The organism is Xanthobacter sp. ZOL 2024 (assembly GCF_052932325.1).
In genome coordinates, this window is sequence record NZ_CM128808.1 from 3,038,849 (window position 1) to 3,061,390 (window position 22,542).

At 68.5% G+C, this 22,542-nt stretch carries 11 protein-coding genes and 1 pseudogene; 1 reads left to right on the forward strand and 11 read right to left on the reverse strand.

Translation table 11 applies throughout. The features are described from left to right. Positions 1-148: 148 nt before the first annotated feature. The 6 genes from rfbD to ACU4E7_RS13910 all read right to left on the reverse strand — a co-directional run bounded on the left by rfbD (position 149) and on the right by ACU4E7_RS13910 (position 7,173). Positions 149-1,039 carry a dTDP-4-dehydrorhamnose reductase gene (gene rfbD, locus ACU4E7_RS13885; protein ID WP_337927119.1) on the reverse strand — a complete coding sequence of 297 codons (891 nt, stop codon included), beginning with the start codon at positions 1,037-1,039 and terminating at the stop codon, positions 149-151. Next, positions 1,039-2,100, reverse strand: coding sequence for a dTDP-glucose 4,6-dehydratase (gene rfbB, locus ACU4E7_RS13890; protein WP_447019196.1), 1,062 nt, complete (start codon positions 2,098-2,100; stop codon positions 1,039-1,041). The genes rfbD and rfbB overlap by 1 nt, the downstream gene beginning before the upstream one ends. A gap of 72 nt (positions 2,101-2,172) precedes the next feature. Further along, complete coding sequence (locus ACU4E7_RS13895) at positions 2,173-3,138, reverse strand: class I SAM-dependent methyltransferase (RefSeq protein WP_238121578.1); 966 nt, start codon at positions 3,136-3,138, stop codon at positions 2,173-2,175. A gap of 7 nt (positions 3,139-3,145) precedes the next feature. Continuing rightward, entirely contained in the window at positions 3,146-4,525 is a 1,380-nt protein-coding gene (locus ACU4E7_RS13900; protein ID WP_238121579.1) for a cytochrome P450, read from the reverse strand. Continuing rightward, on the reverse strand, positions 4,522-5,703 hold the full coding sequence (locus tag ACU4E7_RS13905) for a glycosyltransferase (protein WP_238121580.1): 1,182 nt from the start codon (positions 5,701-5,703) through the stop codon (positions 4,522-4,524). The genes ACU4E7_RS13900 and ACU4E7_RS13905 overlap by 4 nt, the downstream gene beginning before the upstream one ends. A 90-nt stretch (positions 5,704-5,793) precedes the next feature. Continuing rightward, positions 5,794-7,173, reverse strand: a complete 1,380-nt coding sequence (locus ACU4E7_RS13910; protein ID WP_447019197.1) for a cytochrome P450 — start codon at positions 7,171-7,173, stop codon at positions 5,794-5,796. 853 nt (positions 7,174-8,026) lie between these two features. Between ACU4E7_RS13910 and ACU4E7_RS13915 the strand changes: the two are divergent. Next, a pseudogene (locus ACU4E7_RS13915) lies at positions 8,027-8,818 on the forward strand (LTA synthase family protein); the annotation flags it as partial. Positions 8,819-8,844: 26 nt separating this feature from the next. Here the strand turns inward: ACU4E7_RS13915 and ACU4E7_RS13920 are convergent. The 5 genes from ACU4E7_RS13920 to ACU4E7_RS13940 form a co-directional block, all read right to left on the reverse strand. Beyond that, positions 8,845-10,290, reverse strand: coding sequence for a glycosyltransferase (locus ACU4E7_RS13920; RefSeq protein ID WP_238121581.1), 1,446 nt, complete (start codon positions 10,288-10,290; stop codon positions 8,845-8,847). Between the two features lie 138 nt (positions 10,291-10,428). Then, on the reverse strand, positions 10,429-11,784 hold the full coding sequence (locus tag ACU4E7_RS13925; protein WP_447021635.1) for an aminotransferase class I/II-fold pyridoxal phosphate-dependent enzyme: 1,356 nt from the start codon (positions 11,782-11,784) through the stop codon (positions 10,429-10,431). Between the two features lie 23 nt (positions 11,785-11,807). Further along, on the reverse strand, positions 11,808-19,274 hold the full coding sequence (locus ACU4E7_RS13930; RefSeq protein WP_447019198.1) for an SDR family NAD(P)-dependent oxidoreductase: 7,467 nt from the start codon (positions 19,272-19,274) through the stop codon (positions 11,808-11,810). A 596-nt stretch (positions 19,275-19,870) separates the two neighbouring features. Next, positions 19,871-21,196, reverse strand: coding sequence for a glycosyltransferase family 4 protein (locus tag ACU4E7_RS13935; RefSeq protein ID WP_238121584.1), 1,326 nt, complete (start codon positions 21,194-21,196; stop codon positions 19,871-19,873). Further along, positions 21,193-22,347, reverse strand: a complete 1,155-nt coding sequence (locus ACU4E7_RS13940; RefSeq protein WP_447019199.1) for a polysaccharide pyruvyl transferase family protein — start codon at positions 22,345-22,347, stop codon at positions 21,193-21,195. Before ACU4E7_RS13940 ends, ACU4E7_RS13935 begins: the two co-directional genes overlap by 4 nt. Positions 22,348-22,542: the final 195 nt, after the last annotated feature.

The following is a 22,542-nucleotide window of genomic DNA, read 5'->3' on the forward strand; positions in this document are numbered from 1 at the left end:
GTCCATGGTGGACCTCAGCCGTGGCTCGGACAGAAACGGGGGCACCCTACAGGATGCGCGCAGTGCACAAAAGGACCAGCCGCAGCCGGCACGGCGGGACCAGTTGGGCCCACGGTGATGTCGATCAGCGCGGGGAGCCGAAGGTCCGTCAGGCGGAAACGGGGGTCTCCGCCAGCAGCCGCTCCACCACCTCCTGAACACGCTGCTGCCACGGCGCCGCGCGCAGGCCGAAGCTGCGATGGAAGAGGTCGCTGGCGAGCTGGGAATTGGCCGGCCGCTGGGCGGGGGTGGGATAGTCGGCGGTGGTGATCGGCGCCACCTCCGGATGGCGGCCGAGCTTCGGCGCCGCCACGCGGACGATCTCACTGGCGAAGCCGTGCCAGGTGGTCGCACCGTCGCCGGCGAAGTGATAGGTGCCCCAGCGGGCGCCGCCGGTGGCCGCCGCCCGGGCGGCGGCGAGCAGCGCTTCGGCCAGATCGTGCGTGGCCGTCGGGCAGCCGATCTGATCGGCGACGATGGTGAGGCGATCCCGTTCGCGGGCAAGCCGCAGCACGGTCTTGAGGAAATTGGCGCCGTACGCGCCGTAGACCCAGGAGGTGCGCACGATGATGTGCCGCTCCATCGCCGAGCGGACCGCCGCCTCGCCGGCCGCCTTGGTGCGCCCGTAGACGCCGAGGGGCGCCACCGGGTCCTGCTCCACATAGGGCGTGGGCTTGGTGCCGTCGAACACGTAATCGGTCGAGACGTGGATCAGCGGCGTGCGATAGCGCGCGCAGCGCTCGGCGATGTGGGCTGGCGCGAATGCATTGATGCGCGCGGCGAGTTCCGGCTCGCTCTCCGCCTTGTCGACGGCGGTGTAGGCGGCGGCATTCACCACCACATCGGGGCGGTGGGATTCCAGCGCGCGGGCCACGGCCACCGGATCGCTGATGTCGAGGTCAGCATGGGTGAGGCCGGTCAGGGACAGGCCCTGCTTGGCGGCATGGTCGGAGATCTCGCGGCCGAGCTGGCCGCCGGCGCCGAGCAGCAGGATGTGCATCAGGATGCCTTTTCCACGGGGGCGAGGCCAAGCCGCTGGCCCTGGTAGCGCTGGCGCAGCGGCTCCCACCAGGGACGATGGTCGAGATACCACTGCACCGTGTCGGCGATACCGCTCTCGAAGGTGTGCCGGGGCGACCAGCCGAGCTCGCGGTTCAGCTTGGAGAAGTCGATGGCGTAGCGCGCGTCATGGCCGGGGCGGTCGGCGACGAAGGTGATCAACCGCTCGCGGGGACCGCGCGGATCCGGCACCCGCTCATCCAGCGCGGCGCAGATGGTGCGCACCACGTCGATGTTGCGGCGCTCGCTGGCGCCGCCCACGTTGTAGCTCTCGCCGGGACGTCCCTGGGTGGCGATGAGGAACAGGGCCTCGGCGTGGTCCTCCACGTAAAGCCAGTCGCGCACGTTCTCGCCAGTGCCATAGATGGGCAGCGGCGCGCCATCCAGGGCATTGAGAACGACCAGCGGAATCAGCTTCTCCGGGAAGTGGTAAGGCCCGTAATTGTTGGAGCAGTTGGACATCACCGCCGGCAGCCCATAGGTGTGGTGCCAGGCGCGGACCAGATGGTCGGAAGCGGCCTTGGACGCGGAATAGGGCGAGTTGGGCTGATAGGGGGTGTCTTCCCGGAACAGCCCCTCCGGCCCGAGGCTGCCGAACACCTCGTCGGTAGAGATGTGGTGGAAGCGGAACGCCTCCTTGGCCGGGCCTTGCAGGCCGCGCCAATAGGCCAGGGCCTCCTGCAAGAGGATGAAAGTGCCGACGATGTTGGTGTCGACGAACGCCCGGGGGCCATCGATGGACCGATCCACGTGCGATTCCGCGGCGAGGTGCATCACCAGGTCGGGCTTGAAGCTCTCAAGGGCGGTGCGCACCGCATCGGCATCGCAGATGTCCGCCTGCACAAAGCGGTGGCGCGGATTGTCCGCCACCGGCGCGAGGGATGCGAGATTGCCGGCATAGGTGAGCTTGTCGAAGGTGAGCACCTCGTGGCCCAGCCCCATCACGTGCCGCACCACGGCAGAGCCGATGAAGCCCGCGCCTCCCGTCACCAAAACCCGCATGGCACCGCGTCCCTCTTCGTTGAGCGCTGCTGCTATACACTATCGCGCGTGGTCCCGTCTCCCGCCAATGGGTTAGACCTTTCGTGCGACAAGGTAGGCGTCTACCGGACGGGCGGTGGAAGGCATGGGCATGAACCGGCCGACGGCCTGCGAGCCCAGATAGGCCAGCGCGATGCTGGCATGCCACGCCCAGCGATGGGCGAAATACCGCTCATCGGGAGAATCCGAGGTGCGCCGGAACAACAGCTTGTGCAGCCAGAAAAAAAAGATCTGATGCGGCGAGGGCGGCAGCTCGGACGCCTCCACCACCTCAAGCCCCACCTTCTGCGCCAGCGCCGAGAAGGCCCGCGGGTTCCACCAGGTGACGTGGTGGGGCGGCATGTTGATGGGCAGGTTGGGGATCTCGGTCAGGGGCGAGGGGAACAGCGGCGCCGCCAGGATGACGAGGCCGCCGGGCCGCACCAGCTGCGCCATCAGCTGCACATGGCGCAGCGGATCGGGCACGTGCTCCACCACGTGAAAGCACACCGCCACGTCATAGGCGCCGGGATTGCTGGAGGCGTGATGCTCCAGCGTCTCGCGGATGACCACGTCGTCCACGTCCGGGCTGGCATAGGGGTCGAGACCGGTATAGCGGGCATGCTTCACGTGATTGCGGAAGATGCCGGGCCCGCAGCCGATGTCGATGACCTTGGCGCCCTCGGGCACATAGGTCGCGGTGCGCAGGAAGTCGACCCGGGTCTGCCAGCGGAAGGTCAACGCCTTGTGCACCTCCCACTTGTCGTAATAGCTGCTGTAGAAGGCGCCGTCGCCCACCACCATGGGGTCGAAATAGACGAGGCCGGTGGGCGATTCGTAGAGGCTGAAGCCTTTGACGTCCTTGAACAGGGCGCTGACATCCACGCCCTGGCCATACTTCCAGATGTCCTGCATCAGGCTTTTGGACATGGTCTGAATGCGACGGACCGGCGGCGCGCCGGTGATCGGGCAGGGCAGGGCGCCGGCGAGGCTGGAATCGGATGCGGGCGTGGTGGACACGAGGCGTTCAGCTCCGTTCTGCTGGGTCGGCAATCGGCGGGCGGGGGGTCACCGTCAGCACGATGTCGGGCTCGGGCCGCGACGTCAGGTTGCCGAGAGGACGTGGCGCGGGACCCGCTGTCAAGGCGAAGCGGGCGCGGGTCAGCAGAAGCCGCGTGATTTCCGCCATCTCGATATTGGCGAACTGCGCCCCGGGACACACCCGCGCCCCCATGCCGAAGGGGATGAACGCGGTACGGGCCGGTGGCTCCGGCTTGTCCAGCCAGCGCTCGGGATAGAAATCGTCCGGGCGCTTCCAGTATCGGCGATGGCGATGCAGGGCGCGTGGCGCCACCACGACGAAATTGTCCTTCGGCAGGGTGCGCGTTTCCAGCTCCACGTCCTTGCGGTTCTCGCGCAGGAAGAAGCCGATGGGCGGATAAAGGCGCAGCGCCTCCTGGGTGAGCGCAAACCCCACCTCCGCACCGCTGTGACCGGAAAAGCGCTTGCGCCGGCCCGTTTCGCCTCGGAGCGCGGCGGCGGCGCTCTCCTGCATCTGCGGATCCTGGGCCAGGGTGTGAAGCAGCCAGCTCAGGGTCGAGGCGGTGGTTTCGTGGCCGGCGAGCAGCATCACCGCGATCTCGTCGAGGGCCCGATCGTCCTGGCCCGGAGCGGCGAAGCCGGAATCGGCCAGGGCCTTGGCGAAGATGCCCGGGGCGGCGCCCGGCCCATGGGCGAGGGGCGCCGCAAGGAAGCACTGGCGGATGAGGGCGCGCATGTCCGCGCCGATCTCCGCCAGTTCCAGCTCGGCGATGATGCGCGCGCGCACCTTCGGGTCGTCATGGGCCAGCATCAGCAAGGTGGCCTTGGAACGCTGGTGATAGAGCGAGAAGAGCTCGGTGAATCGCAGCGATTCCGCTGCCGAGAAGCGCCGGCCCAGGGTGCAGATGGAGACCACATCCACGGTGAGGCGCGACAGGTCCACCCCCACCGGCGCCGGCGCGCCGGGGTTCTGCAGCCAGCCCTCCAGATATTCGAGGGTCACGGCGCGGGTAACCTCGGCGATGTGCTCGGGCGGAATGGCCGCCAGTGCGCGTGCCAGAAGCCGCCGCGTTTCCTTCACCGTGTCGCCGCCCGGCTGCCCGAACACCCCTTCGCCGATCAGCGGGCGCAGCAGGGTGTAGACGACGGCGCTCTTTGGGAACGTGCCGGCACGGTCGAGCATTACCGTTTCGGCGGTGGCGTTGTCGTTGACCACGGCCAGCTGGCGATAGGGCAGGCGGAACACCGTCTGCCAGCCTTCCAGCGGCTTGTTGCCGAGCAGCGGCATGGGATCGCCCAGGAACCGCCCGGCGATCTTGGCCGCGAAGGGGATCCGCCCGAAGGCGCCGGCGCAGGCGCGGATCAAGGTGTGAATGGCCGCCTCTCCTTCACCCGGATACGGTCGGGAGCCTGGACTTCATAAAGCACATGGCCCCAGCGCACGTGCCGCGTCCATACCGCCGCCAGGATGACGCTGGCGTGGAACACGTCGGTTACGGGTTGTATCACGCCAAGCGCCAGTTGGCCGAGGCGAACCGCCGCAGGATCGGCAATGCCGACCCGGTCGGCGACCCGCGCAACCAGATATTGCTTGGCAAGCCCCAGGCCGCAGAGCAGCACGATCGCGACGCCGAACGGATGCCCCATACCCAGCAGCGCCGTCGCCGCGATCCACGCCAGAAGGCGCGTGCCAATCAGGGTCAGGGCCAGCCGCCAGAGCCAGGGTCGGTAGATGTGGCAGATCTGATATTGCCGGCGCGCGAAGCGCCAGGCCGGGCCCAGGCGCGCATCCGACGGCGAGGCAATGAACAGGGCGCCACGGGTGACCACGCGCAGCTCCGCTTCCGCTGCTCTGGTGACAATGGACAGGTCATCGGACAAGGTATGGTCGAGACTGCCCGCGAAATCCATGCGCGCCGCCGCCGCCACGGAAATGGCCATGCTGCCGCCCCACACCACCCGCGTGCTGTCGCGATCGAGGCGCGGGGTCAGGGTCACGGCCCGGTCGATAGCGGCGATGAGATGTGCGCCAAGCCGCGGCGCCGCCACCTGCTGCCATCGGTGCCCGGTGACCAGGTCGAAGTCCTCGTTGCGAATAGGGGCTACCAGGGCTGACAGCCAGGTGGGATGGGGGCGGATGTCGCCATCCATGCAGACAATGATCTCGTCATGCGCGTCGATATGGCGTAGCGCGGCCTGCTGGTTATGGCATTTCTGGGCCTGGTCGACGGCGGGTCCCGCAATCACGATCTCCACCGGAAAACCTGCGTCCGGCGCGGCGGCGCGAGCAGCGGCGCAGGCCGGGTCATCCTGTGATTCCACCACGACGATCAGCCGGCGGGGACGCAGCGTCTGCGCTGCCAGTCGGGCGAGCAGGTGCGGCAGGTGGGGCGCCGGCCCGGTCAGCGGCAGGATCACCGAGACCCGCGCGCTCGCCGGCTCGGTGGGCAGGTGCAGCCACAACAGCTTGCGCGCCGCGGTGAACACGGACAGCACGCTGACGATCACCCCCAGCACGACGAGCGCGATCAGCACGCCAACCATCGCTTCCCACTCCCCTGTTGTCCCTCGCCCTGCACCGGCGTCGCTCTCGTCGCGCAGTTTCGCCACCTGCGGGCGGTGTGGCCGGCCTCTTCACGAGGCGCGCGGCGCCGGCACGCGCACTCCGGTGGGCAGCACGCGGCGCTGAACCCGCATCGGCAGCCCCGGGCTCGGTCGCAGGGTGTGGTGGCACACCGGCTCGACCACGGTGCCGGGCTTGAGCCGGAACTGATAGCGGTGGCTGAGCGCGGCAACGCAGACGGCGGCTTCGGCCAGGCCAAGGGCGGCACCGGGGCAGGCCCGAGGGCCGATGGAAAAAGCCACGAATGCATTCTCTCGCAGCTTCCGGCGGGCATTCGGCAGAAAGCGCTCCGGCTGAAACAGATCCGGCTCGTGCCACAGGTTGCGGTGGCGGTGCAGCAGCCAGGGGATGACGACCACCAGCGCTCCGGCCGAGATCTTCCGCTTGTTGATCTCGTCGGCCGCCTGTGCCTGGCGGGCGAACATCGGTACCGGTGGATAAAGCCGTGCCGCCTCGCAGAGGATGGCGCGTACGAAGGGCAAGCGGGCCAGCTCCTCCGCCGGCTTCAGCTGCGGGCCGACGAAGGCGTAAAGCTCTTCCTCCAGGCGCGCCTCCACGTCGCGCGCCTGAGACACCAGATAGAACACCCAGGCGAGCAGCGCACCGACGGTGTCGTCGCCTCCGAGATAGAGTGAGATCAGTTCGTTGCGCAGGGCTGTGGGATCCAGTTGCCCGCTGTCGCGTAGGACGCAGGCAAGGCCGCTGCCACTGTCCAGGCTTGCCGCCAGCAGGCGCTCGAACAGGGCGTGGACCGCGCCGGCGCTGCGGAGGATCGGCGTGTTCTGGCGGAAGGGTTTCCAGCTGGGCAGCCCGAGCAGCAGGGGCAGGTCGCTGCGGTCGGTATGCTTCTGATAGTCGGCGATAGCGGCGCGGATGGCCGCCGCCTCGGCAGCGCCGAAGCTCGGGCCGAACAGCAGCCCGCCGATGATGCGCGCGGACAGCGTCGCCGTGGCGTCCAGCATGTCGATGTCCTGCGCCTGCGGGCCCTGCGGCCAGTCGGCGGTCACGGCGTCGACGATGGCGAGCACCTCGGGCAGCAGCGCCTGCGTGCGGCTGACGCTCAGCACGCCCTCCACCAGCGCGCGCCGCTGTGCCCACGCCGGGCCATCGCTGATGGCGAGGGCATCGCCGATCAGCGGTGCAAGGCCGGAGCGGATCTGTGGGCTCTTGCGCTCGAAATTTGCGGCCTTCTCGACAAAGGCTTCGTTGATGCTCTCGGGACTATTGCAAATGAACACCTGGCGCGTCAGGACCTGCAGGGACATGGTCTGATGCACGAAGGCACTTTCTTCGAAAATACTGATGAAGTTTGTCGATCCGCGGCGCAACATCTCCACAATGGACAGGGCCTTCTCAGGCCGAGGGGGAAATGGCGGGATGAAAACCGACATGAACGCCCTTTCTCCATTTCCAGCGTGCCGGGTCGACTGAATAGCGAGTCATGAATGCCGAGCGGTTGCACGAGGCATACCATATAAACGCCTAGCTTCAATTTCATTTGGCGGTGCAGCATAAGGCTATGGCGTGGTCGCACGCGTGTGAACAGTGGAGACCGACGCGCCGGGCGCTTGTGAAGAAGACGCAGGGGTGCGGCATGATGGTGGTCTCGGTGAGTCGTCGGTCCGGCCTGGTGCGAAGGTGGCCGGGGCTGGCCACGATGGTGGGGATATGATGGCTGGGAGCGGGGCGATCACGGGCGTTGCCTGGGTGATGGCCGTGTTGGTCTGCGAGGGGCTCGATCGCTGGGCGGTGGGGCGCGGCGCGGTGGCGATCCGGCGCGATGCACATCTGGTGCTGCGCGGCTGCGCCTATTCGCTGCTGTTCCTGTTCTGGCTGGCGCTGTCCGCGCGCGCCGCGTTCGCCGCTACCGCCGCCGCCATCACCACCGCGGTGTTCCTGGTGATTTCCGGGGAGAAGCGGCGGCACCTCACCGAACCCCTCGTGATCACAGATCTCGCCTTCATCACCCATCTGGTCCGCCATCCCGAGCTGTTCTACCTCGGCTGGCGCAAGACGTTGGGCGTGGCGGCGGTGGCGTTGGGGCTCGTCGCTCTGATCGTCACCTGGATGCAGCTCGAGCCGCGATCCTTAAGCGGAGCGCTGCAGGCGGCGCTGGCGGCAGGCCTCGCGCTGCTGGTGCTGGCGGCCTACGGGTGGCCGCGGTGGGTCCTGGGGCTGGCGACCCGCGCGCAGGCTGCGGTGGCCCACGAGCCGGCACACGATTTCGTGGCGCGCCTGGGGCTGATGCCCTCCCTGCTGGTGTCCGCCGTGGCGCTGCGTGCCCTGCCGCCGCCCGCACCTCGGGCCGCAGCCGTCCCCGCGTCCCCGCCGCGCCCCGCCGCGTCGGTGCCTCTGGATGCGGTGGTCGTCATCCAGTCGGAATCCTTTTATGACCTGCGCCGCCATGGCGGCCGGGTGCTGCTGCCCGCCTTCGATGGCCTGAAGGGCCGTGCGCTCGCCCATGGCCGGCTGCTGGTGCCCTGCTACGGGGCCTATACGCTGCGGCCGGAGTTCGCCCTCGCCACCGGCCTGCCGTTCACCGCCCAGGGGGTGGATCGCTTCCACCCTTATCTGCGACCGCATCGCTTCGCCGGTCATGCCTTACCGGCGGACTTGGCCCGGGCCGGGTGGGATACGGTGTTCATGCACCCCTACGATCGGCACTTCTTCGGCCGTGCCCGCGCCATTCCGGCACTCGGCTACGGCCGCTTCCTCTCGGAGGCGGACTTCGCCGGGGCCGAACGCTTCGGTCCCTATGTGGCGGATCGGGCGGTGGGCGCGCGCATGGAGGCGGAACTGCTGGAGGCGCGCCGGCGGAAACAGCCTTTGTACATGATGACGGTGACCATGGAGGCGCACGACCCCTATGGCCCCGGCCGGCTGACGGCGACCGATGATCCGGTGGAGCAATACTGCCAGCACATCGCCAATGCGGATGCCCTGCTGGCGTCCATGGCGGCGTCGCTCGACGCCCACACGGAGCATTCGCTGCTGGTGTTTTACGGAGACCACGCGCCGCTGCTGCCTGGTTTCGGACAGCTCGCGGCCGATGCCCGCACGGATTATATCGTGGTCGAGTGCGGCAGCCGGGCGCCGATGAGATCCTCGGCTCCAGCCGCTTCGAGCGAGTGTTCGCCCGCCGGCCTCAACGAGATCTTGCGCCGGATGGTCGACAGCAGCTGCTGATGGGGCGCCGGGCGGGGCTGGGCCACATCGGCGATCAGTTCGTCGACCGCATCGAAGTGCTGCTGCCAGGTGGGGGCCGCAAAGCGATCGATCTTGGCCATCTGCGCCTGGCGCAGCGAGGAGTCCGGCAGGGCGAAGTCCTCGATGACCTTCAGCCAGCTCATGCCGTCGATGGGGTCGAGATAGTAGGGAATGTTCCCGGCGATGTCCTGGAATACCTCGAGATTGGAACAGATCACCGGCACGCGCAGGGACAGCGCCTCGGCCAGGGGCAGGCCATAGCCTTCGGCGAAGGAGGGGAACAACACGGCCCGGGCCCCGGACAGCAGCCGCGTCAGCTGCCAGTCGGGCAGGCGATTGCATTCGATCAGGTGCTGCTTGAGATTGCTGCAGCGGTCGATGACATCGATGATGTTCTCGTTTTCCCAGCCGCGCCGGCCGACGATTACCAGCTTGGGGGCCTTCGCCCCGTGCCGCTCCACCAGATGGCGCCACAGGTTGAGCAGCAGCAGATGGTTCTTGCGCGGCTCGATGGTGCCCACCACCACGAAATAGGGGTCGCCGCCCACCGGCGGCAGGTCGGCGGCGCGCTCCTGCCCCTTCTGGAACTTCTCCTCCACCCCCAGCAGGCTGACGATGCCGCGCGCCGGCTTCATGTCGGTGGACATGGCGAAGCTGTTCATCATCCGCTCGGTGTGAGCGGAATTGTAGATGACCGCCGAGGCCGAGTTCAGCACCGTCTTCATGCGCTGGGTGTGCTTGGCTTCGTCTCCGGGGCGCACATATTCGGGGTGGGTCACGGGGATGAGGTCGTGCACCAGGTAGATGGGCTTCCAGTCGAAGGTCCGTACCAGCCGCTCAATCCGGCCGGGGGAGTTCAGCCCTTCATGGGAGACGTTGAGATAGACCGCGCCTTTGGCGATGGGACGGCGGAACAGCCCGGGCAGAATGTTGATGGGCGACAGCAGGGAGGGCAGGGCGGAGAGGATCTCCGGCATCTCCTTGCGCGGCACGTGCGGGCCCGGGGGATGGGCCATGGCGCCGCGGCGCAGGTTCAGGAACTCCTCCAGCCGGCGCAGCTCGTTCCGCGTCACCAGGGCATTGGAGAGGTCCCAGCGCGCGGCCAGGGTGTTCACGAAATAGGGGACGGCTGAGGGATTGAGCTGCCACACCCGCGAGCGAAACCGCCCGACAAAGGTGGAGCTGTCGGGGTAATGCGCGATCAGGTGCTTCGCATAGGCCAGCTCCACCCGGTCGATGCCCGTGGGGGTCATCTGACCCGAGCGCCGCAACAGGCGGGTGATGTCCAGCAGAATCTTCATCGCATCGACCCCCGAGGTCGTGTGTCTTGCGCCCGTCCTGATGAACGAACCCTTAAAGTGGGTCCGATCCATATTGCGCCGCGAAACGAATGCTCCGCAACCGCCTCGGGCACGATGCTGGCGTCTGTTTCCATTCGGTCACACTTTGCCGAGCTCGGCAGCGCTTTCTAGCATGTCGCCGAGCCCTGACGAGGCCAACCTCTGGATGAAGGCGCCGGTCTCGTTCAATTCCTGCGTCAAGATTGCAATAGTGGCGTCAATCTGCTCCTGCGTGTGCTCGGATGTCACGAAGAAGCGCAGGCGCGCCGCCTTGTTCGGCACCGCCGGGTGGATGATGGGCAGCACATTGACCCCCCGCTCCAGCATCCGATTGGACAGCACCGCCGCTTTCAGCGAATCGCCGACGATCACCGGAACGATGGCGTAGCCTTCCGCCTGTCCCGTATCGAGGCCGGCCGCCTGGGCGCCGGCGATGAAGCGGGCGGTATTGGCCTGGAGGCGCGCCACCCGTTCCGGCTCCCGCTGCAGCAGGCGCAGCGCGCTCAGCGCCGACAGTGTCGCGGGGGCCGACAGGCCCACCGAATAGACGAAGCCGGGGGCCGACAGCTTGAGATAGTCCACCAAGTCCTGGGCGCCGGCGATGTAGCCGCCGCAGCTGGCCAGGGTTTTGGACAGGGTGCCCATCCAGATGTCCACGGCCTTGGGGTCGACACCGGTCTTCTCGAACAGGCCGTGGCCGCGCGCGCCGAGGACCCCGAGGCTGTGCGCCTCATCCACCATGAGCCAGGCGCCAAAGCGCCGCTTTAGCTCGACCAGACGGGCGAGGTCGGCGGTGTCGCCGTCCATGGAGTAATTGCCCTCGACCACGATCAGCGCGCGGCCGAAGTTCCCCCGCTCCGCCGCCAGCAGGGTCTCGAGTGCATCGAGGTCGTTGTGGGGGAACCAGCGCCGATGGGCGCGGGACAGCTGGGCGCCGACGATGGCGCTGTTGTGCATCAGCTCATCGTGGAACACCACGTCGCGCGGGCCCACCAGGGTGCTGATGGTGGTCACGTTGGCGGCGTGGCCACTGACATAGACAATGGCATCATCGGCGCCATAGAGCGCGGCGAGTTCCTGTTCGAACTCCCGATGAAAACCGCGCTCCCCCGCCACCACCCGGCTTGCCGATACCGAGCAGCCGAACGCCTCCACTCCCTCCCGGGCCGCCGCCAGCACTTCCGGGGCGCCGTTGAGGCCGAGATAGTCGTAGGAGGCGAAGTTGATCACCTCCTTGCCGTCGATGATGCTGGTGGCGCCCGCGCGCCCGTCATGGCTGCGGAAGAACGGGCTGGGAATGCCGAAAGCACCGGTGGCGGCGCGCATGAGCTTCAATTGCTCGAAGCCCGGCAGGGTGGAGAAGGCCGTGTCGTAGTGCCGTTCGGCCGGTGCAGCGGCGGGGGCGCCGGTCTGGCGCATGCGCGAGAGCAGGGCCGCCTTGGTATCGGCCGCCATCCGGCCGGAGGGAGGGGACGTCGTCACAGCAGGCCTTCTCCCGCGTGCTCGCGTTCACTGACGACCTTGGCGCTCAACCGCTCCAGGGTGGCGGCGTCGAGGTCGAGATTGACGTGTTTTTCCATGATGCCTGCCTCGGCGATCACCTGGGCGGCGGCGTCGCCCTCCATATCCTCGGCACCACGCACCCGCTGGAGCACCTTCTCGGCCACGTCCATGAGGGTGGAGCCCGCGCCGAGGGCGAGCACCGGCAGCTCCACACCGAAGCGCCGCTGCACCTCCATGTCGAGCTCCAGGCTCATCAGCGAATCCATGCCGATGTCCGTGAGCGGCCGGGTGAGGTCGATGCTCTCGTGGGGCAGGCGCAGGATTTTGCCGATCTCCTCCGCCAGCAGGCGGGCGATGGTGAGCCGGGCGGCCTGATCGCTCTGCCCGGCGATCAGGTGCTCCAGGTCGGAGGTCTGCCCCATGCTGCGCTCGCCGCCACCGGTCATCAGCCCGGAGAAGGTCGGCGCCTTCACCACGCGGAGCTCACCGGCGCTGGCCCAGTCGATATAGGAGCAGGTGACCACCGCGGGCTGCTCGGCCGCCGGCAGGGCCAGCAATTGGCCCAGGTGGCCGAGGGCGGTGGCGGCGGTCATGGCATGGCGCCCGATCCGCCGCTTGAGCTTTTCGTTGATGGCGGTCTCGCGCGCCAGCACGCCCACATCGGCGATGGCGCCCCAGGCCACCGCCAGCCCTGCGCGGCCGGCCGCGCGACGGCGCCGGGCCACGCCCTCCAGGAAGGCGTTGGCGGCCACGTAATTGCCCTGCCCGGGATTGCCCACCAGGGTGGTGGCCGAGGAGAACATCACGAAATAATCGAGGTCGAGATTGCGCGTGGCGGCGTCGAGATGGCTGGCGCCGTCCATCTTCGGCTCCAGCACCTTGAGCATGCGGGCGCGGTCGAGATCGCGCAACAGGCCGTCGTCCAGCACCATGGCGGTGTGGACGAGCCCGGCCACCCGGCCGAAGCGGGCCACGAGATCGTCGATGAAGGCCTGGCAGGCGGCGGCATCGCGCACGTCGAGCCGGGCCACCTCCACGGTGATGCCGCGCGCCGACAGGGCCGCCACCCGCGCGGCGGCCTCCGGGGCCAGCGCGCCGGAGCGGGAGGCCACCACCAGAGCGGTGGCCCCATGTTCCGCCAGCCACAGGGCGGTCTCGAAGCCAAACCCGCCGGTGCCGCCGACCACCACGTGCACCCCATCCGCCGCCGCCCGGAAGGCGGGCGCCGGGGCCGCCAGTGGCGGTGGCGCCAGCGGCGGCGTCAGCAGAATCTTGCCCACATGCCCCGCGCCCTGCATGAGGCGGAACGCCTCCGGCGCTTCCACCGCCGGGAACTCGCGATAGGGCAGCGGTGTGAAAGTGCCGTCGGCAAACCGGCCGATGAGATCGGCGAAAAGCTCGTTCAGGGCATCGGGGCGCGCGGCGATGAGCTGGTCGGTGTCGACGCCGAAATAGGACAGGTTGCGGGCGAACGGGCGCAGGCCGATCTCGGTGTTGCCGATGTAGTCGCGCTTGCCCAGCTCCACGAACCGGCCGAACGGCTTCAGCACGGTGATGCTGCGGGCCATGGCTTCGCCGGCCAGCGAATTGAGCACCACATCCACCCCACCGATGCTGGCGCGGATGTCGTCAACGAAGCTCAGGGAGCGGGAGTCGAACACCAGGTCCGCCCCCGCCAGCCGCGCCAGCGCGCGCTTTTCGGGGGTGCCGGCGGTGGCCACGATGCGGGCACCGAGCCATTTGGCGATCTGCAGCGCCGCGAGGCCGACACCGCCGGCCGCGCCATGGATGAGCACCCACTCGCCCCGGCGCAGGCGTGCCTGGGTGACGAGGCCATACCAAGCGGTAAGGAACGCCACGGGAATGGTGGCGGCGGCCTTCAGGTCCACCCGCTCCGGCACCGGCAGCACCAGGTCGCCGCGGATGACCACATGGGAGGCGAAGGCGGCGGAGGCAAAGGCCATCACCCGGTCGCCGACGCGCACACCGTGCACCTCGGGGCCCACGCGGGAGATGGTGCCGGCGCACTCGAAGCCGAGGGAGGGGCCGGTGAATCCATTCTCCAGCATCTCGTCACCGATCACCCCTTGGGCGAACATGACGTCGCGGAAATTGAGGGCGCTGGCCGCCACCTCGATCTCGACTTCGCCGGCGGCAAGGGTGCGCCGGGGGACGCCGATCCAGGTCAGGCGATCCATGGAGCCAGGGCGCGCCTCCAGCAGCGCCATGTGATCGGCGCCGGAGGACGCCGTCGACGCGCGCGTGGCCGCGGCCTCAGGGCCAATGGTGGTGCGCACGGCCTGGAGGCCGGTGTCATCGGCGCTGAGCTCGCGCTCGTCCGGCGGCGCGATCATCAGCGCCGCCAGGCTGGCGCCGGCGGTGGCCGCGTCAAGCGCGGGTGCCAGGTCGAGCAAGCGCAGGTCGATGTCGGCGAACTCATTCATGGCGACACGGCCGAAGCCCCACGCCGCGCTTGCCTCGGGGCTGCCCTCTACCGGGGCGCCGCCACGGGTGAGGAACCAGACCTCGGCTCCGGCGCCGGCCGCCCGCACCCGTTCCAGCAGCTGGGTGGCGCGCAGCAAGGCGTCGGCCATGGCGTCGGGGGTCGGTGCCGGCATCAGCGGATGCACGATCAGGGTGCGGGTGCCTTCCGCCGGCGACAGGGGCGCCTCCCAATCGGCCGGTGCGGTGGCCGCGTCCAGCAGGTGCGCCTGGGGTTGTGCATCCTGCCCCCGCAGCGTCACCGCCAGGCTTGCGCCGGACAGGGTGAGCAGCTCCTCGATGCTCCGGGCCAGCGGCGCTGTCGCGGCGGCGGGAACCTCCTCGTCCGGCAGCGGCGCGCGGGCCATGAGGGCTTCCACCGGCGCGCGCGGCGTGCCGGCACGGCTGGTCTTGATGGCCAGGAAGCCCCGCGAGGCCAGTCGCCGGGCGGTCTCGGCGATGGGGGCGATGGGCGAGGCCCCGTCATGGTCGGCGGCGGCCAGCAGGGTGGCCAGGGGATTGGCCTGGATCTGCAGCGCGCACAGCACACCACCGGGCGTCACCAGCGTCCCCAGCCGCGTCGCCAGGGCCTCGTTATCGGCAATGAGACCATAGAGGTCGGCGCACAGCACCAGGTCATGCCCGGGGGCGGCCTCCCCGGAGGCTGCCAGAAGCGGGGCGAGGGCGGGATGGCGCGCGGCCAGGGCTTCGCGGGTGGCCGTGTCGGCGCCGTCCACCGCAAGGCGAATGAGGCCGCGTTCGGCGAGCGGCAGCAACGACAGCGCGAGGGCGCCGTGGCGTTCCACCACCAGCACCCGCGGCGGCTCCGCGTCGTTGCCGATGGCGTCCACCACCGTCCGGGCCACGGTTTCCAGGGCGCGCGCAGCGGGTGATGCGGTCTGCCAATGATCCACCAGCGCGGCGGTCAGGGCGAGCGGAGCGCCGCTGCGCAGGGTATCGGCCACGGCCTCGGCCAGACGGGCGCCAAGGGTGACCTCGGCGGCGCGATCGGGACAATCTGCAAGCACCTCACCGAGAATGGAGGCGCTGGCGGGCAGGCCGGAATCGGCGTTGACGCTCCAGATCTGCCCCTGCCGCTGGGCGAGTCCGGCGGCGGCCAGTATGTGGAGCAGGGTCAGCAGCAGCGCGCGGCTCTCGTCGGCGACGTACCCGTCGCTGACCAGCGTCTCCGGATCGATCTCGCCCGTGGCGCCCGCGGCGCTCTGGACCGCGGTCACCGCCTCATGGGCGAGTGCCGTGGCGAAAGCGGAGAGCAGAATGAAATCATCGCTGCTTGCCACGTCATCCTGGTCGAGCGCCGCGAAGGCGGCCTCGGCCGCCTCCACCACCGCCACCTGCGCGATCGGCTGGGGCAGGCGCTCCAGATGCTGGCGGTAATCGGTCTCCAGCGCCGCCTGGTTGGACAACACCGCTGCCCGCAGGCGGGCATGATCCAGCCGGGCGACAAGCACGTCGTCGGCATCGAACAGCTGAATGTCGAGCAGCAGGGAGCGGCGGCTGGCGCGCACCACTTCGAGCTCCGCCCGCACCACCGGTCCGCCGCCAAACACGTGGAGCGCGCCGAAGCGCGCCGGCAGATACACCCGGTGCTCGGCGAACGCCTGTTCGTCCACCGCCAGCAGCAGGCCGTGCAGGCTGGCGTCCAGTACCGTGGGGTGCAGCACGTGGGGCAGCCGGTAGGCCCCCTGGTCCGCCGCTTCCGGCGCCAGGGTGAGGGAGATGCGCCCGTGCCGCGCCTCGGCGCTGGTGACCAGGCGGAACTGGGGGCCGTAGTTCAGCCCCATGAGCGCCGCGGCGGCGTAGAGGTCTTCGGCCGCGAGGCAGCGCATGCCCTGGTCATCCGCCGGGGCGGCAAGGGTTTTCGCCGCCCGCGTAGAGGCGGAAGGGCCGATATGGCCGCGCGCGTGGAGGCTCCAATCGACCGTGAAGCGCGGCCGGCTCAGGATTTCCACCTCGCCGCCGGCGCTGACCCGCACCAGGGTTTCCCGGGCGCCCTCGTCATTGAGGGTGAGGGCATGGAGGATATCGAACTCCTCCAGCGCCAATGGACCCTCGCCGAACAGTTCACGGCCGGCGGCCAGCGCCATCTCGGCGAGGGCCGTGCCCGGGACGACGACGGTGTCATTGACCTTGTGATCGGCGAGATAGGGCACAAGCTGGGCATCCAGCAGGCCGCTCCACTCGCGTGAATCTGCCTTCAGGCGACCGCCGAGCAACGGATGTAGCGGGCGGCTGCCGCCAGTGTCCACGGCCTCGGTGGTCGGTGGGACAACGATGGTCTGGCGCTGCCATGGGGTGAGCGGCAATTGGATGGCGCCGAGCGGGCGACGCGCTCCGAACAGGCTGCCGCGGTCGAACGGGGCACCTTCCACCGCGCAGGACAGCAGCGTGTGCAGCACCGGGTCGCGATGGGCGGGGGCTTTTTCCTGCAGCGTGCTCAGCACCACCTGCGCGCCCAGCAGGGGCTCCAGGGTCTCGCGCATGTGCCCGGTCAGCACCGGCCGCGGGCCGATTTCCAGGAAGATGTCGGCCTTTTCCTGCTCCGCCGCCTGGGTCACCGCCTCGGCGAAGCGCACCGGCTCGCGCACATTGTGCCACCAATAGTCGGCGTCGAGGCCCGCGGTGTCGAAGCGGGCGCCGGTAACGGTAGAGAAATAGGGCAGGGCGCCGGTGCGCGGGTGAAGCCCCGCAAGGGCCTCCTTCAGGGGCGCTTCCACCGGTGCCATCAGTGGCGAATGGAAGGGATAATCCAGGTCCATGCGCTTGCCGGCGATGCCGGCCTTGCGGGCGCGGCGCAGGATGGCGTCCACCTCAGCGCTCGGCCCGGCAATGGTGACCACGCTTGGGCTGTTGATGGCGGCGATGACCACATCCTTGGTCAGCAGCGGCGCGGCGTCATCCGGCGCGGCCATCAACACCGCCATGCTGCCGGAGCCGCGGGTGGCCTCCTGCAGCTTCGAGCGCCAGTAGATCAGCTCCACGGCCTCCTTGAGGTCGAGGGCGCCGGCCACATAAGCGGCGGGGATCTCGCCCACGCTGTGGCCGAGAATGGCGCAGGGCTGGCATCCATGCGCCATCAGCACCTCGGCGATGCCGACGCCGATGGCGAACAGCAGCGGCTGTGCCACCTCGGTGGCATTCAGGCGCTCCTGGCTTGCCGGCGCGGTGATGGCGTCGGCAAGAGACCAGCCCGCCAGCGGCGCGAACAGCGCGTCGATGCGCTGGATCGAGGCCCGGAACGACGCATTGGCGAGATAGGCCGCACGGCCCATCCCCACATGCTGGCCGCCGTTGCCGGCGAAGACGAAGGCGATCTTCTGGGGCCGGTCGGCGATGCCGCTGGCGATGCCCGGCTCGGGCTGCTCGGCGGCAAAGCGGCGCAACGCTTCCGCCGCCGGAACACCGCCCTTCAGCGGCACCGCCAGCCGATGCGGCAGCAGGGAGCGGCCATAGGCGGTGGCATGGGCGAGGCGGGCGCCATCGGCCCCCTGCGCGAGCGCCTGCGCATAGGCGCTGGCGAGCTCGACCAGAGACTGGCGGCTGGATGCGGACAGCAGCAGCGCCTGCGGTCCGGGTTCTTCCCCAACGGCAGCGGCCGCGGGCGGCAGCTCATCGGCGCGGGGACGGCGTACCACGGCATGGGCATTGGTTCCGCCGAAGCCGAACGACGAGACGGCAGCTAGGTCGGCCGTGTCTACGGTGAGGGGCACTTCCTCCTGCGCCGGCGCGAGGTTCAGGGCGGCGAAGGGGATGGTCTCGTTGGGCTCGTGCAGATGCAGCGACGCGGGCAACACCCGATGTTCCAGCGCGAGCAAAGCCTTGAGCAGTCCGGCGAGGCCCGAGGCCGGCTCCAGATGGCCGAGGTTGGACTTGACCGAGCCGATGGGTAACGGCGTGCTGCGCCGCAGGCCGATGGCGTTGCCGATGGCGTTGGCTTCCGCCGGATCGCCCACCCGCGTGCCGGTGCCGTGCGCCTCCACGAAGGCGAGGCGCTCCGGATCGATGCCACGCGCGGCATAGACGGTTTCGATGAGGGCCCGCTGGGCGTCGGAATTGGGCAGGGCGATGCCGACCGTCCGCCCGTCGGAATTGGTGCCCGTGCCCATCACCACCGCGCGCGGCGCCTGCAGCGCCTGGGTGGCCGAGGCGAGGCGCCGCAGCACCATCACCACCGCCCCTTCCGAGCGCACATAGCCATCCGCCTGGGCGGAGAAGGGGCGACAGCGACCGGTGGGCGAAAGCATGCCGGCCCGCGCGAAGCCGACGAAATTGTAAGGCGCAGCCAGGATGTTGACGCCGGCAACCACCGCGACGTCCACTTCCCCGCTCTCGATGGCGCGCACCGCGCGATCGAATGCGACGAGCGAGGACGAACAGGCGGTGTCGATGGTCAGGCTCGGCCCGGTGAAGCCGAAGGCGAACGAGATGCGGTTGGAGATGATCGACAGGGCATTGCCGGTCACGAAATGCGGATCGACGGAACTCACGTCCGCCGCGAACCGCACGGAATAATCAAGCGAGGACGCTCCCACGAACACGCCGACCCGTTCGCCCTCGAGCTCCGACAGCGGCATGTTGGCGTTCTCGAACGCCTCGCGCGTCAACTCCAGCAGAATGCGCTGCTGAGGGTCCACCTGCTCCACCTCGCGCGGCGACAGGCCGAAGGCGCCGGGATCGAAGGCGTAGATATCCGGCAGCACGCCGGCCGCGAAGGTATAGGTGCGCCCGGGCTCGCCGGGATGGGGATGAAGGAACCGCTCTTTGGCCCAGCGATCCGGGTCGATCTCGGTGACCGCACATTGCCGTGCACGCAGCAAGGACCAGAAAGCGTCCACCGTCGGGGCACCCGGCAACCGGCAAGCGTAGCCCATGATGGCGGCGGCGTGGTTCAATCCGGTCTCAGGCATCGGCGTCTGAACGCGGCTGATGCGGTTCGTCATTCATTCCCTCTTCGGCCCGGATCCGTCAGGCCCGACGCTCATGGTCCCAAGATCCACCCGTCCGCCGGTCTGGCCTGCGAACACTGTGGTCTTCAACTGTCCCTGGTGCTGGCGGTGGCGCCATGCTGCCGTTTCACGCCCGGCCCCTCCAGGGCCGGCCATCACGGCGCGCATTCAGCGAACGGCTCCGTAGATGTGCGAGGAGATCGACGTCCGACACGGCGCGCGCGCCGTTCGTCGAATGCGACATGCAACCGGATATCGCCCAATGTTCCGGTCGACTGACTGCGCCCGCCCTCCCTTGCGTTCTGGGGTACGGGGACCGCGAGAAGGCGTTCGAATGCAGCAACCAGACGTCTGCTGGCCACTCCATGACGTGGGCCCCCTCTATGATCCGTCGCCCCCTTGCCGAAACACCTTGCCCAGCGATTCCTCTCGTACAACCCGCGCAGCCCGGTTTCAAGGCATGCAACCGTGCAGCTGCCGACGCCGAGGAATGCTCATTTCACATCAGTCTGCGGACCTTTGGTAACACAAACAGCCCCTCCGGCACATAGTGTCCGCTGCACTGCACCCTTTTGTGGTATCAAGAAACCTCACATCGTGGGCTCCAGCAAGCGGTCGTAGAGCGCGGACACACGATCGCGGTAGCGCTCCGGCGAGAAGTTCCCGGCTTGCTGGCGGCCGCGGACACCAAGATCGCGCAGCAGGTCCGCGTTGCTGGACAGGGTCTGGATGCCTTCCGCGATGGCGCGGGTATCATAGGGGTCGACCAGCAGGGCGGCCCCGGCGGTGATCTCCGGGATGGAGGCGCAATTGGAGCTCAGCACCGGGGTGCCCAGCAGCATCGATTCGAGAACCGGCAGGCCGAAGCCCTCGTAGAGCGAGGGAAACAGCACGGCCTTGGCGCCGCGGATCAGGCTGGTGAGAAACGGGAACGACGTGTACGCGAACCGTCTTACCCGATCGCCGTGGGAGGTTTCGCCGAGCACCTGCAGTTCCCGCTCCGCCTTCCAGGCCGGCTTGCCCACAAGAACAAGTGGCTCCTGCACCTGGCTCGACAGGTATCCTTCGATGAGGCGCCCCACATTCTTCTTCGGCTCGATGGCCCCGAAAAACAGGAAATAGCCCTTGTAGGGGAGGTTGAAGATGCCCTCGACCTCCTGGCGCACCGCATCGTCTGTTTTCTCCGTAATGGATTTCGGCAGGAAGACAGATTGATAGGTGTTCGTGATCTTCTCTTCCGGGTATCCGAAGATATCGACAATATCGCGCTTGGACGATTCGGAAACTGTGACGATATGGTCCGCCTGCTTCAGTAGCCGCTTCATCAGGCTAAAGTAGTAGGCGCGGTTATCCAACGTCGTGTACGGCAGGCGCAGCGGAACCAGATCGTGAAAGGTGTAGATGTTCTTCGTCCCCTTCAGCCGGATGGGTAGGGGATAGGTCCAATGCATGATGTCCGGCGTGGTGGTGCCGGCCACGGTGCTGAACATCCGGTAGGCGTAATAGAGGGTGAAGGCGCGATCGAACAGGTTGGGCGCGTTCCAGATGGTGTCGAAGTGCGGCATCTGGTTGGCGAACTGGTCGATGATCACTTTGCCGGTGATCGGGATCTCAAGCGCCTTCGGATTGAGGAAAAAGGTGGTGAGGCTTTCGATGTCGCGCCGCAGGGCCGTGAGCGGCCGTGGCTTCTCGCCCTGGTTGGCGAAAAAGGCGACCTCGCGAAAGAACGGGTCCTGCGTCGGCGCGATGGGTTTGCCGTAGAGAATCTCGGTGCGGTAGCCCGAGGTGCCGCACGCATAGCTGAGGTTGCGGGCATAGGTGGCGACGCCGGTGCCCTTCTCGATGGCCAGGTTATAGCCGTCGAGCATCACGGTGCGGTTCTGCCCGGTGCTCCCGGTGCGCTCTTGCATGGTCATGGCTCACCCGTGGAGGGAGGACGGTCGGCCCCGGCCGGGCGGGCTGTGCGGCCGCGGGTGGCGGGCTTGAGCAGCCGTGCCGCCAGTTGGCGCAGGCGTGGCGTCCCGGTTCGGGCGCTCGCGGCGGCATCGGCCGGTCGGAACGGCAGGTCGCGGATCAGCGGGTGCTCGAAAATGGTCTCGCCCGGCCGGGGGTGCAGGGGTGTCACGTCGAACGGAAAGGCCGAAAGCAGCGGTTCATAGTTGAAGGCTTTTGGGGTCCACGCGCGATCGATGGCAGCCATCAGCGCCCTCCAGTCGGTGGCGCGGTTCCGCGCCTGCACATAGACCGGCAGGCGGCTGAGGCCGAGGCCCTGATACAGATCCGTGATGCGCAGGTCGTTGCCGTCTTCGGGGTCGAGCGGGCGTTCGATGAGGCCCTGCTGGCGGCCGCGGGGCGCGAAATACAGACAGGGAATACCGTAGCTCTCCGCGAACACCATGCCGTGCAGGCTGGTGGAGACGATGCGCCGGCAGGCCAGGATCTCGTCGAGCCGGGCCTTGAGGCTGTCGGCGGAGATCGGCGTGCGGGTGCGGATGATGTGGACGTGCTCCAGCAGTTCATCGGGGAGATGGTAGCGCGTCAGTTCGCGCCGCACCGGGGCGTTCAGCCCCTTGTCCTTGAGCTCGGAGAGGTGGACGATGACCCCCAGATCCCATTTTTTCTCGATCGGCGGCTGGTAGAATTGCGGCAGCAGCCACACCGGATCCCCGAACACCGCGGGGCTGACCGCGGCGGCCTCCCCGAACAGGGCGCGCGAAACGGGACCGCGGGTGGCGTGCACCCGGTAGCGCGTGTTGGCAGCGGGCTGGAAGGCTTCGTGGGCTTCGCCGGCGGCGCGGTGGGGATTGGCGTGCGGCGAGCATCCGGTGCCCCACACGGTCACGTCTCCATTGCGCAGCATGTGGCCGATGGTGCCCACCGCCGCCATGCGCGGCACCTTGGCATCATGGCCGGTATGCGCCACCGGCAGGCTGGAGAGCAGCGCCACCATGACCGGGCTCAAGGCGTCGCCGAGGTTCACTGCGCTCTGCTCGCGTGTCGCCGCTGCCCACACCAGCGGGATGGCGCCGAGCGCCCGTGCACGTTCGCGAAGAGGAGATGACTGCATCACGTCCCTATACGACCTTCCCACCCTTGCCGGCAGCCCCATCTCCCGCGCGGGCGAACCCGTGGGTCCATCCTGCCGGTGATAGCCTGATTTGGCGGTCGCGGCATCCCCATCCCGCACTGCAAAAGCACAAGGGGCGCGTGCAAGGCATTGGGCATGCGCGCGTGAACCGCCTATATGCTGAGCATCTTCTTC

Excerpts from the sequence above, each read along its gene's own strand:
- rfbD (WP_337927119.1), bottom strand. The coding sequence starts at position 1,039 with ATGCACATCCTGCTGCTCGGCGCCGGCGGCCAGCTCGGCCGCGAGATC.
- rfbB (WP_447019196.1), bottom strand. The coding sequence starts at position 2,100 with ATGCGGGTTTTGGTGACGGGAGGCGCGGGCTTCATCGGCTCTGCCGTG.
- ACU4E7_RS13905 (WP_238121580.1), bottom strand. The coding sequence starts at position 5,703 with ATGGTTGGCGTGCTGATCGCGCTCGTCGTGCTGGGGGTGATCGTCAGC.
- ACU4E7_RS13910 (WP_447019197.1), bottom strand. The coding sequence starts at position 7,173 with ATGTCGGTTTTCATCCCGCCATTTCCCCCTCGGCCTGAGAAGGCCCTG.
- ACU4E7_RS13920 (WP_238121581.1), bottom strand. The coding sequence starts at position 10,290 with ATGAAGATTCTGCTGGACATCACCCGCCTGTTGCGGCGCTCGGGTCAG.
- ACU4E7_RS13925 (WP_447021635.1), bottom strand. The coding sequence starts at position 11,784 with ATGGCGGCCGATACCAAGGCGGCCCTGCTCTCGCGCATGCGCCAGACC.
- ACU4E7_RS13930 (WP_447019198.1), bottom strand. The coding sequence starts at position 19,274 with ATGACGAACCGCATCAGCCGCGTTCAGACGCCGATGCCTGAGACCGGA.
- ACU4E7_RS13935 (WP_238121584.1), bottom strand. The coding sequence starts at position 21,196 with ATGACCATGCAAGAGCGCACCGGGAGCACCGGGCAGAACCGCACCGTG.
- ACU4E7_RS13940 (WP_447019199.1), bottom strand. The coding sequence starts at position 22,347 with ATGCAGTCATCTCCTCTTCGCGAACGTGCACGGGCGCTCGGCGCCATC.